10 protein-coding genes are annotated in these 14,525 nt (G+C 52.8%); 1 reads left to right on the forward strand and 9 read right to left on the reverse strand.

The genetic code is table 11. From position 1 onward, the window contains the following. Nucleotides 1-28 precede the first annotated feature (28 nt). A complete protein-coding gene (locus tag E0L21_RS23135) occupies nucleotides 29-1,060 on the forward strand; it encodes a helix-turn-helix domain-containing protein (protein ID WP_131413616.1) in 1,032 nt (343 codons plus the stop codon). Here E0L21_RS23135 and E0L21_RS23140 read toward each other — a convergent pair. The 9 genes from E0L21_RS23140 to secE all read right to left on the reverse strand — a co-directional run bounded on the left by E0L21_RS23140 (nucleotide 987) and on the right by secE (nucleotide 14,290). Then, nucleotides 987-2,051 carry an alpha/beta hydrolase family protein gene (locus E0L21_RS23140; RefSeq protein WP_131413617.1) on the reverse strand — a complete coding sequence of 355 codons (1,065 nt, stop codon included), beginning with the start codon at nucleotides 2,049-2,051 and terminating at the stop codon, nucleotides 987-989. The two genes, E0L21_RS23135 and E0L21_RS23140, sit on opposite strands and share 74 nt — an antisense overlap. Nucleotides 2,052-2,195: 144 nt before the next feature. After that, on the reverse strand, nucleotides 2,196-6,419 hold the full coding sequence (gene rpoC / locus E0L21_RS23145) for a DNA-directed RNA polymerase subunit beta' (RefSeq protein ID WP_131413618.1): 4,224 nt from the start codon (nucleotides 6,417-6,419) through the stop codon (nucleotides 2,196-2,198). A gap of 76 nt (nucleotides 6,420-6,495) precedes the next feature. After that, nucleotides 6,496-10,524 (reverse strand): DNA-directed RNA polymerase subunit beta, encoded by a 4,029-nt coding sequence (gene rpoB / locus E0L21_RS23150; protein WP_131413619.1) that lies wholly within the window; start codon nucleotides 10,522-10,524, stop codon nucleotides 6,496-6,498. Between the two features lie 324 nt (nucleotides 10,525-10,848). Continuing rightward, on the reverse strand, nucleotides 10,849-11,217 hold the full coding sequence (rplL, locus tag E0L21_RS23155; protein WP_035890291.1) for a 50S ribosomal protein L7/L12: 369 nt from the start codon (nucleotides 11,215-11,217) through the stop codon (nucleotides 10,849-10,851). Nucleotides 11,218-11,283: 66 nt separating this feature from the next. Continuing rightward, nucleotides 11,284-11,781: a 50S ribosomal protein L10 gene (gene rplJ / locus E0L21_RS23160; RefSeq protein WP_007704673.1), complete on the reverse strand. Its 498-nt coding sequence runs from the start codon at nucleotides 11,779-11,781 to the stop codon at nucleotides 11,284-11,286. 300 nt (nucleotides 11,782-12,081) lie between these two features. Next, the gene (rplA, locus tag E0L21_RS23165; RefSeq protein ID WP_131413620.1) at nucleotides 12,082-12,786 is read right to left on the reverse strand and encodes a 50S ribosomal protein L1; all 705 of its coding nucleotides are present in this window, start codon (nucleotides 12,784-12,786) and stop codon (nucleotides 12,082-12,084) included. A gap of 3 nt (nucleotides 12,787-12,789) precedes the next feature. After that, complete coding sequence (rplK, locus tag E0L21_RS23170; protein WP_002438627.1) at nucleotides 12,790-13,218, reverse strand: 50S ribosomal protein L11; 429 nt, start codon at nucleotides 13,216-13,218, stop codon at nucleotides 12,790-12,792. 141 nt (nucleotides 13,219-13,359) lie between these two features. Next, nucleotides 13,360-13,905: a transcription termination/antitermination protein NusG gene (nusG, locus tag E0L21_RS23175; protein ID WP_006816549.1), complete on the reverse strand. Its 546-nt coding sequence runs from the start codon at nucleotides 13,903-13,905 to the stop codon at nucleotides 13,360-13,362. 1 nt (nucleotide 13,906) lies between these two features. Further along, complete coding sequence (gene secE / locus E0L21_RS23180) at nucleotides 13,907-14,290, reverse strand: preprotein translocase subunit SecE (protein ID WP_003033128.1); 384 nt, start codon at nucleotides 14,288-14,290, stop codon at nucleotides 13,907-13,909. Between the last annotated feature and the right edge of the window lie 235 nt (nucleotides 14,291-14,525).

The raw sequence follows: 14,525 nt of genomic DNA on the forward strand, positions 1-14,525 counted from the left end.
ATACTGTTTTTTGCGATCCAGGTGACTTGTGCCAGCCATTCCATTTCCCTTTTACACGCTCTCCATCTTGCTGATTTTGCTATTGAAGGTTTGCCTGCAACGGGCATCAGGTTTTCGCAGCACCGCGGTGTTTATTGGCGCTTGCACCCTGCTGGTACTGATGTCCGCCCTGCGCTGGCAATTCGATGCTCTGTTTTTACGTCAATTACAATCGACGGTAGCCATAGCGCTGCCCCCGCTGGCATGGCGCTGTTTCGCTCACTTTACCGGCCGTAATCGCAGGCAAAAGCTCGCACTCTGCGCACTCCCACCCGCCATTGCTTTGGCGTTCAATTTGGCTGCACCTGATACCACCGACATCGTGCTGGCATTGCTGTATCTCGGTTACGGCGCTGGGTTAATCACAACCGCCAGGCAAGGCGCGGACGCATTTGTCTTCTCTCGTCTGAGCGAGGCCACAATAACATCGCGCATGGCGCTACTGGCCGGGAGTTTCCTGTGCTTTTCCGCGCTGACCGATCTGGCTATTGCGCTGGATTTTCACTTTTATCACGGCCAGCAGGCACCACAACTGGTGGCGATCTCCCAGGCAATCTTGCTACCGTTTATCTGCCTGGCCATTGTTTATCGCGGTAAGGCCGCGCCCGTTGAGTTGCCATCCACGCCTGTAGAACACGAAGCCAGTGCGGATGACAAAGACCTGCTTGCCACTTATCAGCGCATTGAAGCCCGCGTTCGCGAGCAACACCTTTTCCTGAATTCCGACCTGACGCTTAACACGCTGGCAAGAAAATTGGGTATTCCTGCACGACAGATCTCGCGAGCAGTTAACCAGACATGCGGCTGCAATGTCTCGCAGTGGATCAACCGTTTTCGTATTCACTATGCCCAGCAGCTATTACGCAATTCCGACGCGTCGGTGACAGCGATCATGCTGGACTCAGGGTTTGCCACCAAGTCCAACTTTAACCGCGAGTTTATCCGTATTAGTGGGATGAGCCCGACTGATTACCGTCTCGCGTCGGAGAATAAACCAGTGTCTGCTGCAGAAACGCGCTGATTTGCTTAAAGAGGCGTTGATGGATTTCTGCCCGGCTAAAGCCACCGCCATCCTGGCAGACAATCCCTTCACCTGGATCTTGCGCGTCGATTAACGCAGCCGCACCCGGCTTGCATAATTGCATAAAGCTAAAATGCGTCGCTCCCTCTACGTGAACATAACGCTGTTGAGCAGCCGGAATGTGTTCTGCAAGATAACCCGATTCGAGACGGGCAGGCAGTTCATCGCTGTCTGCCTGCGCCGCCATGAGCAGTACTGGAACAGTTATCTGCTTAAGGCTTTCTGGCGTGAAGCCCCGCGCCAGGCCGAGATCGAGCGAAACTACCGCTTTGATCCGTGAGTCACGCATATTCAGCGACAACATGTCGCTTGCTGAGGGCTGATCGATGCCCAGCGTAGTAGCCAGCTTGCAACTCGACAGCACAGCATGTCGCTGACAATCAGCCATAAAGCGGCGGCTATCAAAACGCCCACCAGCGAGTTCCAGCACCGTCCAGCCTCCCAGTGAGTGACCCAGCGCCGCAATACGTTGCGTATCCACCAGCCCCGCCAGATCAGGCTCAGCAAGCAATTTATCCAGCACGTGGCGGAGATCCTGCGGACGCAGCCAAAGTTGTTTTGCGTCTTGCGGTTTTTTATTACGCGTCGTAGTCCCCGGATGATCGGGCGCGGCGACGATATACCCTTCTTTCGCCATCTGCTGCGCCAGCCAGTTAAGATTACGCCAGTTGCCGCCGTAACCGTGCGAGATCAATAACAGCGGATGAGCGCCAGCAGCAGGTTTTGCATCGCGTAACGCAGCAGTACCGCTAAAAACGATGTTCTCTCCCACAGTTTCCGCTTTACCGCGTTCTACCGTGGGATACCAGACCGCGACATCCAGCGGACGGGGGCTATTTTCATCCATGCGTAGCTGGCGAAAAGCGGTTTCGGCATGTGCCATGCCGCCAAACAAAATAGTGAGCAACAGAAGGGTGATACGTGAAGTCATAGTACGTTCCTGGTGAGTTAACCGTCGCGAAGATTCTGCAACTCGCCGTGCGTACAATGCGTCCTGAAACGCGATCGAGGTCTTAGAACCTGAATTTCAGGCATAAAAAAACCCGCCGAAGCGGGTTTTTATTACGCGAAACGATTACTCGTTGTCGGAACCACCCAGACCTGCGTTCAGCAGTTCTGCCAGGCTCGCGGTCGCATCTTCCGCAGTCACCTGCGGTGCTGCCGGCAGTTCGCCAGCGGCGCGACGGCGCATACGATCCTGGTGGTACGCATAACCGGTACCGGCCGGGATCAGACGACCCACGATGACGTTCTCTTTCAGACCGCGCAGTTCGTCGCGTTTGCCCGCAACGGCTGCTTCGGTAAGCACACGAGTTGTCTCCTGGAACGATGCCGCGGAGATGAAGGACTCGGTCGCCAGAGACGCTTTGGTGATACCCAGCAGATCGCGTGCATACGTTGCCGCAATTTTGCCAGCCGCTTCCAGATCGCGGTTAGCGATCTTGACGCGAGAGTATTCAACCTGCTCACCTTCCAGGAAGTCGGAGCTTCCTGCGTTAACGATGGTGGCTTTACGCAGCATCTGACGAACGATAACTTCGATGTGCTTATCGTTGATCTTAACGCCCTGCAGACGGTAAACGTCCTGTACTTCGTTGGTGATATAACGCGTTACCGCGTGTACGCCACGAAGACGCAGAATGTCGTGCGGTGCTTCCGGACCGTCGGAAACCACGTCACCACGTTCTACACGTTCACCTTCAAACACGTTGAGCTGACGCCATTTCGGAATCATTTCTTCGTACGGATCGCTACCGTCAACCGGCGTGATCACCAGACGGCGTTTACCTTTGGTTTCTTTACCGAAGGAAATGATACCGCTGATTTCAGCCAGGATTGCCGGCTCTTTCGGACGACGTGCTTCGAACAGATCCGCAACGCGCGGCAGACCACCGGTGATGTCCTTGGTACCGCTGGATTCCTGCGGAATACGCGCCAGAGCATCACCTGCACCGATCTGGATGCCATCTTCCAACTGAACGATCGCTTTACCCGGCAGGAAGTACTGTGCAGGCATATCAGTGCCTGGGATCAGTACATCGTTGCCATTGGCGTCAACGATTTTCAGTGCCGGACGCAGGTCTTTACCACCCGCGGTACGTTCTGCAGAATCCAGAACCACCAGCGAGGAGAGACCGGTCAGTTCGTCGGTCTGACGAGTAATCGTCTGGCCGTCGATCATATCGGTGAAGCGGATGAAACCAGCCACTTCAGTGATAACCGGCATGGTGTGCGGATCCCAGTTTGCAACGGTTTCACCGCCAGCAACCTGCTCGCCATCACCCTTCGCCATTACCGCACCGTAAGGCACTTTATAGCTTTCTTTGGTACGACCGAATTCGTCGATCAGTTTCAGCTCAGTGTTACGCGAGGTGACAACCAGTTTACCGCTGGAGTTAACAACCGACTTCGCATTGCTCAGACGGATGCTACCTTTGTTTTTCACCTGAATGCTGGATTCAGCAGCCGCACGAGATGCCGCACCACCGATGTGGAACGTACGCATCGTCAGCTGTGTACCCGGCTCACCGATGGACTGTGCCGCGATAACGCCGATGGCTTCACCTTTGTTGATGATGTGACCACGCGCCAGGTCACGACCATAGCAGTGGGCGCACACACCAAAATCGGTGTCACACGATACAACGGAACGCACTTTCACTGAGTCAACAGAGTTCGCTTCCAGCAGGTCACACCACTGTTCGTGCAGCAGCGTGTTGCGTGGAACCAGAATGTCTGCGGTACCCGGCTTCAGAATGTCTTCTGCGGTTACACGACCCAGTACGCGATCGCGCAGCGGCTCTTTAACATCGCCACCTTCGATAACCGGCGTCATGGTGATGCCTTCCAGCGTGCCACAATCGTCTTCGGTTACGACCAGATCCTGCGCCACGTCAACCAGACGACGGGTCAGGTAACCGGAGTTCGCGGTTTTCAGTGCGGTATCCGCCAGACCTTTACGCGCACCGTGCGTGGAGATGAAGTACTGGAGTACGTTCAGACCTTCACGGAAGTTCGCGGTGATCGGCGTTTCGATGATGGAGCCATCCGGCTTCGCCATCAGACCACGCATACCAGCAAGCTGACGAATCTGGGCTGCAGAACCACGCGCACCGGAGTCGGCCATCATGTAGATGCTGTTAAAGGAAACCTGCTGCTCTTCAACGCCGTCACGGTTAATAACGGTTTCGGTCTGCAGGTTATCCATCATCGCTTTGGATACGCGATCGTTCGCCGCAGCCCAAATATCAATAACTTTGTTATAGCGTTCGCCAGCGGTAACCAGACCAGACTGGAACTGCTCCTGGATCTCAGCAACTTCAGCTTCCGCTTCGCTGATGATCTCGTGTTTTTTCGCCGGGATGACCATGTCATCAATACCAACGGATGCACCTGAACGCGCTGCATAAGCAAAGCCGGTGTACATCGTCTGGTCAGCAAAAATAACCGTCGGTTTCAGGCCCAGAATGCGGTAACAGGTGTTCAGCATTTTGGAGATAGCTTTCTTGCCCAGCGCCTGGTTGACGATGGAGAAAGGCAGACCTTTCGGTACGATCATCCACAGAATGGCACGGCCAACGGTTGTGTCTTTAATGCTGGTGACTGCAACGAATTCGCCGTTATCGTCTTTTTCATATTCAGTGATACGCACTTTAACGCGCGCATGCAGAGAGGCCAGCCCAGCGCGGTAAATACGCTCAGCTTCTTTCGGGCCAGTCAGCACCATGCCTTCGCCTTTGGCGTTAACACAGTCACGGGTCATGTAATACAGACCCAGTACAACGTCCTGAGACGGAACGATGATAGGCTCGCCGTTCGCCGGAGACAGAATGTTGTTGGTGGACATCATCAGCGCACGCGCTTCCAACTGGGCTTCCAGCGTCAGCGGTACGTGAACAGCCATCTGGTCACCATCGAAGTCGGCGTTATATGCCGCACAAACCAGCGGGTGCAGCTGGATAGCTTTACCTTCGATCAGTACCGGTTCAAACGCCTGGATACCCAGACGGTGCAGTGTTGGTGCACGGTTCAGCAGTACCGGGTGTTCGCGGATAACTTCATCCAGGATATCCCAAACGACAGCTTCTTCGCGCTCAACCATTTTCTTCGCGGCTTTGATGGTGGTGGCGAGGCCACGCAGTTCCAGCTTGCCGTAGATGAACGGTTTGAACAGCTCGAGTGCCATTTTCTTCGGCAGACCGCACTGATGCAGACGCAGGTAAGGACCTACGGTGATTACAGAACGACCGGAGTAGTCAACACGCTTACCGAGCAGGTTCTGACGGAAACGACCCTGTTTACCTTTGATCATATCGGCCAAAGATTTCAGCGGACGTTTGTTGGAACCGGTGATCGCACGACCGCGACGGCCGTTATCCAGCAGGGCGTCTACCGCTTCCTGCAGCATACGTTTTTCGTTGCGTACGATGATGTCCGGTGCCGCCAGATCCAGCAGACGTTTCAGACGGTTGTTACGGTTGATCACGCGACGATACAGATCGTTCAGATCCGACGTTGCGAAACGACCACCGTCCAGCGGAACCAGCGGACGCAGGTCCGGCGGCAGCACTGGCAGAACGGTCAGGATCATCCACTCCGGTTTGTTACCAGACTGTACGAACGCTTCCAGCAGTTTGATACGCTTGGTCAGCTTCTTACGTTTGGTTTCGGAGTTGGTTTCGTTCAGCTCTTCGCGCAGCTGTTCGCACTCTTGCTCCAGATCCATGCTTTTCAGCAGGGCCTGAATAGCTTCGGCGCCCATTTTCGCGTCGAATTCGTCACCGAACTCTTCCAGCGCGTCCAGGTACTGTTCTTCGGTCAGAATCTGGTTACGTTCCAGATTGGTCATACCGCCTTCGATAACCACATAGGATTCGAAGTACAGAACACGTTCGATATCGCGCAGCGGCATATCCAGCAGCAGGCCGATACGGGACGGCAGAGATTTCAGGAACCAAATGTGGGCGGTCGGAGACGCCAGCTCGATGTGGCCCATGCGCTCACGACGCACTTTTGTCTGGGTCACTTCAACGCCGCACTTCTCACAGATCACACCACGGTGTTTCAGGCGCTTGTACTTACCGCACAGGCACTCGTAATCTTTTACTGGCCCGAAAATACGCGCACAGAAAAGGCCGTCACGCTCAGGTTTGAACGTACGGTAGTTGATGGTTTCCGGCTTCTTAACTTCACCAAAAGACCATGAACGGATCATGTCTGGCGAGGCCAGAGCAATTTTGATCGCATCAAACTCTTCGGTTTTAGTTTGCGCTTTCAGAAACTTTAATAAGTCTTTCACGGATTTGCTCCCGTCGGAGTTAGCACAATCTGGTGCCGGGGATTAACCCGGCACCAGTGACCTGTTTGAGCGAGAGTTACTCGTCTTCCAGCTCGATGTTGATACCCAGCGAACGAATCTCTTTCAACAGTACGTTGAAGGACTCTGGCATACCCGGTTCCATCTGATGGTTGCCGTCCACGATGTTTTTATACATCTTGGTACGACCGTTCACGTCATCAGATTTAACGGTGAGCATTTCCTGCAGGGTGTATGCCGCGCCGTATGCTTCCAGCGCCCACACTTCCATCTCCCCGAAGCGCTGACCACCGAACTGCGCCTTACCACCCAGCGGCTGCTGAGTAACCAGGCTGTAAGAACCGGTAGAACGCGCATGCATTTTGTCATCAACCAGGTGGTTCAGTTTCAGCATGTACATGTAGCCAACGGTAACCTGGCGCTCGAATTGCTCACCGGTACGACCGTCGAACAGTGTGATCTGACCGGAAGTCGGCAGGCCACCCAGCTGTAACAGTTCCTTGATTTCAGACTCTTTCGCACCATCGAAGACCGGCGTTGCGATAGGCATGCCTTTACGCAGGTTTTCCGCCAGACGCAGAACTTCCTCATCGCTGAAGGTGCTCAGGTCGACTTTCTGACGAACATCAGCGCCCAGATCGTATGCACGCTGGATGAACTCGCGCAGTTTCGCGACTTCTTGCTGCTGTTTCAGCATGGCGTTGATTTTGTCGCCAATACCTTTCGCAGCCATACCCAGGTGGGTTTCAAGGATCTGACCGATGTTCATACGAGACGGTACGCCCAGCGGGTTCAGTACGATATCAACCGGCGTGCCGTTTTCATCGTATGGCATATCTTCGATCGGGTTGATCTTAGAGATAACACCCTTGTTACCGTGACGACCTGCCATCTTATCACCAGGCTGGATCTGACGTTTAACGGCCAGATAAACCTTAACGATTTTCAGCACGCCCGGTGCCAGATCATCGCCCTGAGTGATTTTGCGGCGTTTCGCTTCGAGTTTTTTCTCGAACTCGTGTTTCAGTTCGTCATACTGCTCAGCCAGTTGTTCCAGCTGATTTTGTTTCGCTTCGTCGGTCAGGCCGAGTTCCAGCCAGCGGTCGCGCGGCAGTTTGTCGAGCTTGTCAGCTTCAACACCGCCGGAAACCAGCACGCTGTGGATACGGCTAAACAGGCCAGCTTCGAGGATCTGCAGTTCTTCAGACAAATCTTTCTTCGCCTGTTTGAGCTGCATCTCTTCGATTTCCAGCGCACGTTTGTCTTTTTCCACACCATCGCGGGTAAAGACCTGAACGTCGATAACGGTACCGGAAACACCGTTCGGTACGCGCAGAGAAGAGTCTTTAACGTCAGACGCTTTCTCACCAAAGATCGCGCGCAGCAGTTTCTCTTCCGGCGTCAGCTGGGTTTCACCTTTCGGCGTTACCTTGCCCACCAGAATGTCGCCGCCAGTCACTTCTGCACCGATGTAAACGATACCGGATTCATCCAGTTTGGAGAGCGCGGCTTCACCCACGTTCGGGATGTCTGCGGTGATCTCTTCTGGCCCCAGCTTGGTGTCACGGGACACACATGCCAGTTCCTGGATGTGAATAGTGGTGAAACGATCTTCCTGAACCACACGCTCGGAGACGAGGATGGAGTCTTCGAAGTTGTAACCATTCCACGGCATGAACGCTACGCGCATGTTCTGACCGAGCGCCAGTTCACCGAGGTCGGTGGACGGGCCGTCTGCCAGCACGTCGCCGCGCTCAATGGGCTCACCCAGATAAACACACGGCATCTGGTTGATACAGGTGTTCTGGTTAGAACGGGTGTATTTGGTCAGGTTATAGATGTCGATACCTGCTTCACCCGGGTACATCTCATCTTCGTTAACTTTGATAACGATACGAGAGGCATCCACGTACTGAACAGTACCGCCACGTTTAGCAACCGCGGTTACACCGGAGTCAACGGCAACAGCACGTTCCATACCGGTACCAACCAGCGGCTTGTCAGCGCGCAGAGTCGGAACCGCCTGACGTTGCATGTTCGCACCCATCAATGCACGGTTGGCGTCATCGTGTTCCAGGAACGGGATCAGAGACGCACCAACAGAAACTACCTGCTGGGTGGATACGTCCATGTAGTCAACCTGGTCTGCGCTGAAGAGGCTGGATTCGCCTTTGCTGCGGCAGGTAACCAGATCTTCTGCAAAACGACCTTCTTCTGTCAGGTTGGTGTTCGCCTGAGCGATGACGTAGTTACCTTCTTCAATTGCAGAAAGGTAATGAATCTCGTCAGTCACCACGCCATCAGTCACTTTACGATACGGGGTTTCAAGGAAGCCGTATTCGTTAGTCTGTGCGTACACGGACAGGGAGTTGATAAGACCAATGTTCGGACCTTCAGGCGTTTCGATCGGACATACACGACCATAGTGGGTCGGGTGAACGTCTCGAACTTCAAAGCCTGCGCGCTCACGAGTCAAACCGCCTGGGCCGAGTGCAGAGATACGACGTTTGTGCGTAATCTCGGACAGCGGGTTGTTCTGGTCCATAAACTGCGACAGCTGGCTGGAACCGAAGAACTCTTTCACTGCGGCAGAGATAGGCTTGGCGTTGATCATGTCCTGCGGCATCAGGGTATCCAGATCGCCCAGAGACAGACGCTCTTTCACCGCACGTTCTACACGCACCAGGCCAACACGGAATTGGTTTTCCGCCATTTCGCCAACGGAACGGATACGACGGTTGCCGAGGTGGTCGATATCATCCACTTCACCGATGCCGTTACGGATACCGATGAGCTTTTTCATCACTTCGATGATGTCTTCTTTGCTCAGGATACCGGAACCTTCGATGCTATCGCGCAGCAGAGAACGGTTGAACTTCATGCGACCTACCGCAGAGAGATCATAGCGGTCTTCGGAGAAGAACAGGTTCTCGAACAGGCTTTCAGCAGCTTCGCGAGTCGGCGGTTCACCCGGGCGCATCATGCGGTAGATTTCTACCAGCGCACTCAGACGATCGTTGGTTGGGTCGACGCGTACCGTCTCAGACATGTACGGACCGTGATCCAGATCGTTGGTGAACAGCGTTTCGATACGTTTGTGACCAGACTGGCTCAGCTTCGCCAGCAGATCGAGCGACAGCTCCATGTTTGCCGGGCAGATCAGCTCGCCAGTGGATTCGTCAACGTAGTCTTTAGCGGCAACTTTACCTGCGATGTACTCAACCGGTACTTCAATATGTTGAATTTCGTCTTTTTCAAGCTGACGAATATGGCGCGCGGTAATGCGGCGGCCTTTTTCAACATACATTTTGCCGTTTGCTTCGATATCGAAGGATGCAGTTTCACCACGCAGGCGTTCCGGCACCAGTTCCATCTGCAATTTGTTGTCGCGGATTTCAAAGATAACTTTTTCAAAGAACAGATCAAGAATCTGCTCAGTGGTGTAGTTCAGCGCGCGCAGAATAATGGTCGCCGGCAGTTTGCGGCGGCGGTCGATACGCACGAAGAGGTTATCTTTCGGGTCGAACTCGAAGTCCAGCCATGACCCACGGTAAGGAATAATACGTGCGTTATAAAGCACTTTACCCGATGAGTGGGTTTTACCCTTATCGCTGTCGAAGAAGACGCCAGGACTACGGTGCAGCTGAGAAACGATAACACGCTCAGTACCGTTGATAACAAAGGTACCGTTGTCTGTCATGAGCGGAATTTCGCCCATGTAGACTTCTTGTTCTTTAATGTCTTTAACAGTGCCTTCCGGCGCTTCGCGCTCGTAGATCACCAGACGCAGTTTTACACGCAGCGGAGCGGAATACGTTACGCCACGGATCTGACATTCTTTAACATCAAAAACAGGTTCGCCAAGACGGTAGCTGACGTATTGCAGTTCCGAATTGCCGCTGTAGCTCTTAATCGGGAACACGGAGCGGAAAGCCGCTTCCAGACCGTACTGCCCTTCAGGATCTTGCTCGATAAATTTCTGAAACGAGTCAAGCTGGATAGAAAGGAGATATGGGACATCCAGTACTTGTGGACGTTTACCAAAATCCTTACGAATACGTTTTTTCTCGGTATAGGAGTAAACCATAGGGTTCCTCAGCTCGCTGACAAGTCGACCCACTCTGTCCGTCGAAAGGGACAGTTTATGCAACACTATTTTTTTAGACCGGAAAGTGGAGCACTTTCCGCAATGCTTGTTGCTATCACGCTTAAATCATTTCATTGCGATTTACACAGAAAGAACTTTCTGTCGCAGTATATTAAGTCGTCGATAGAAACAAGCATTGTAAAGGATACAGGTAGTCAAACAGTGTGAAACGCTACCGGTACCTTCTACAGCGCAAAAAGGCTGGTGACCAAAAAGTCACCAGCCATCAGCCTAATTTCTCAGGCTGCAACCGGAAGGGTTGGCTTATTTAACTTCAACTTCAGCGCCAGCTTCTTCCAGAGATTTTTTCAGAGCTTCAGCGTCATCTTTGCTCACGCCTTCTTTCAGAGCGGCCGGAGCAGATTCTACCAGGTCTTTAGCTTCTTTCAGACCCAGGCCAGTTGCGCCACGTACTGCTTTGATAACAGCAACTTTGTTAGCGCCAGCGGCTTTCAGAATTACGTCGAACTCAGTTTTTTCTTCAGCAGCTTCAGCAGCCGGGCCAGCAGCAACAGCTACAGCGGCAGCAGCGGAAACACCGAATTTTTCTTCCATTGCAGAGATCAGTTCTACAACGTCCATTACGGACATAGCGGCAACTGCTTCAATGATTTGATCTTTAGTGATAGACATTTAAATTGTTCCTGAATATCAGAATAAGTTTATACGTAAGCAAATGCTTTATAAAGAAAACTGCGATTAAGCAGCTTCTTTCGCATCGCGTACAGCAGCCAGAGTGCGGACCAGTTTGCCAGCAGAGGCTTCTTTCATGGTCGCCATCAGGCGTGCAATTGCTTCTTCGTAGGTCGGCAGGGTTGCCAGGCGATCGATTTGTGACGCCGGGATCAACTCACCTTCAAAGGCAGCGGCTTTGACCTCAAATTTTGCATTCGCTTTCGCGAAATCTTTGAACAGACGAGCAGCAGCGCCCGGGTGTTCCATAGAATATGCAATCAGGGTCGGACCAACGAACGCGTCTTTCAGGCACTCAAACTGAGTACCTTCAACAACACGGCGCAGCAGGGTGTTGCGAACAACACGCATGTAAACGCCGGCTTCGCGACCTGCTTTACGCAGTTCGGTCATTTTATCTACGGTAACGCCACGGGAATCCGCAACAACCGCAGACAGCGCGCCTTTGGCTACTTCGCTGACTTCAGCAACAATCGCTTGTTTGTCTTGAAGATTTAAAGCCATTAGCTTTGCTCCTGGATGTTTGCCAGGGCTCATGCCCTGGAACTCACTTCACTCTTTTCAATGAAAAGAGCGTCTTAATACGGTGAGCAGAAACAAGCCAAAGAGTACTTTAAAAATAATCTTTAGGTTCTGTCACCGTCTACGCAGGGAATTAAGCTTCTTACGAAACACCTGCGGTCTTCGACGGAGGCCTGGATTAGGCCAGGCTCCAACGAACAAATCTGTTTGCTTGCTAACTTACGCTAGCAAAACGTGGGGGTAAGATTGTAGACAAATCCACCACCCACGTAAAGGCGAATATTAGTTCGCTACTGCGTTCAGACCAGCCTGGTCTACCGCAACACCTGCACCCATGGTGGTGGAGATGCTAATTTTCTTGATGTACACGCCTTTCGCCTGAGACGGTTTTGCTTTTTTCAGCGCAACCAGCAGAGATTCCAGGTTTTCTTTCAATTTATCAGCGTCGAAATCCACTTTACCGATGGTGGTATGGATGATGCCGTTTTTGTCGTTACGGTAACGAACCTGACCCGCTTTAGCGTTTTTAACCGCTTCAGCAACGTTCGGTGTTACGGTACCAACTTTCGGGTTTGGCATCAGGCCACGCGGACCCAGAACCTGGCCCAACTGGCCAACAACGCGCATTGCATCCGGAGAAGCAATAACTACGTCGAAGTTCATTTCGCCTTTTTTGATCTGATCAGCCAGATCTTCCATACCTACCAGCTCAGCGCCAGCTGCTTTAGCAGCTTCAGCGTTCGGGCCCTGAGTAAATACGGCTACGCGAACAGAACGGCCAGTACCGTGCGGCAGTACAGTTGCACCACGTACGTTCTGGTCAGATTTACGCGCGTCGATGCCGAGGTTAACAGCAACGTCTACGCTTTCTACGAATTTAGCAGTGGCCAGCTCTTTCAGCAGAGCAATGGCTTCGTTGATGTCGTACTGTTTGGTCGCATCAACTTTGTCACGGATCACGCGCATGCGCTTGGTCAGTTTAGCCATTTCTTAATCCTCCACTACCAGGCCCATGGAACGTGCAGTACCTTCGATTGAGCGAGTCATCGCTTCAATGTCAGCACCGGTCATGTCCGCGGCTTTAGTCTGAGCAATTTCCTGCACCTGAGCGCGGGTTACTTTGCCCACTTTGTCTTTGTTCGGCTTGCCGGAACCAGACTTGATACCAGCCGCTTTCTTCAGCAGAACTGCTGCCGGAGGCGTTTTGGTAACGAAAGTGAAGGAGCGGTCAGCGTAAACGGTAATAACAACCGGAATCGGCAGACCTTTTTCGATGGAATCAGTTTTGGCGTTAAACGCTTTACAGAATTCCATGATGTTAACACCCTGCTGACCCAGAGCCGGACCTACCGGTGGGCTCGGGTTTGCCATGCCAGCTGCAACCTGCAGCTTGACGTAGGCCTGGACTTTCTTAGCCATTGAAATTTCCTCGTTTGGGTATAGCGCCCCGAAAGGCTCCCCGTGTTTGAATACGTTTTACGGATACGAGACCCATAAAAACAAAAGGCGCGAAATTGTATGTCAATTTCGCGCCCTGTGCAACGTTTGATCGCCGAATATTTAGGCTTTTTCGACCTGGCTGAAATCCAGCTCTACCGGGGTCGCACGACCGAAGATAGAAACGGAAACTTTCAGGCGAGACTTCTCGTAGTCCACCTCTTCAACCACACCGTTAAAGTCGGCAAACGGACCGTCGCTAACGCGGACCATTTCACCCGGTTCAAACAGTGTTTTCGGACGCGGCTTATCACCAACCTGCTGCAGGCGGTTCATGATCGCATCCACTTCTTTATCGCTAATCGGCGCCGGACGATCGGACGTGCCGCCGATGAAGCCCATTACGCGCGGAACGCTGCGTACCAGGTGCCAGCTGGCGTCATTCATCACCATCTGGACAAGGACGTAGCCCGGGAAGAATTTGCGTTCGCTTTTGCGACGCTGACCACCACGGATTTCGACCACTTCTTCCGTCGGCACCATGACTTCGCCAAACAACTCTTCCATATTGTGTAATTTGATATGCTCGCGCAGCGAAGTGGCTACGCGGCCTTCAAAACCGGAAAACGCCTGAACGACGTACCAGCGCTTTTTAGGAGCTTCAGACATCTCAGAACCTCAGGCCAGTGATAAAGGAAACCAGGCGGACCAGAATACCATCCAGTCCCCACAGGATCAGTGACATGACTGCAGTTACGGCAGCCACGATCAATGTGGTGTGCAATGTTTCCTGACGAGTGGGCCAAATCACTTTACGTACTTCGGTTCTCGCTTCACGGGCAAAAGCAACGGTCGCTTTACCCTTCGTCGTCAACAGCGCGACACCACCTGCTGCAGCAATCAAAATAACAACTGCCAACGCGCGGAGCGGCAGCATCATGTCACGATAAAGATAGTTGCCAACGATAGCCACGAGCAGCAGTACTGCAACAACAACCCACTTCATCGCTTCCAGGCCGCGCCCGCTCCCTTGAGCTTCGGTATTCGCACTCATAAACCAACCTGTCACAAGAATTCAGACAAACATTTTTGCCCCGCATAAGCGAGGCAACCAAACCGAAATGCTCTGGCGAGATTCGGACTAACGCCCTCTTCAGAGCCTGTCTCAGCAATGATTATGACAAATAAAATCACTGATGAGCCAGGTTCTGGTTCGAAAGCGTACAAAAAGGGCATCAAATGATGCCCTTTTCTTGCGCATTGCGTCAAATGTTATCAGCGATTAGCTG

This window comes from Kosakonia quasisacchari, assembly GCF_004331415.1.
GTDB lineage: Bacteria > Pseudomonadota > Gammaproteobacteria > Enterobacterales > Enterobacteriaceae > Kosakonia > Kosakonia quasisacchari.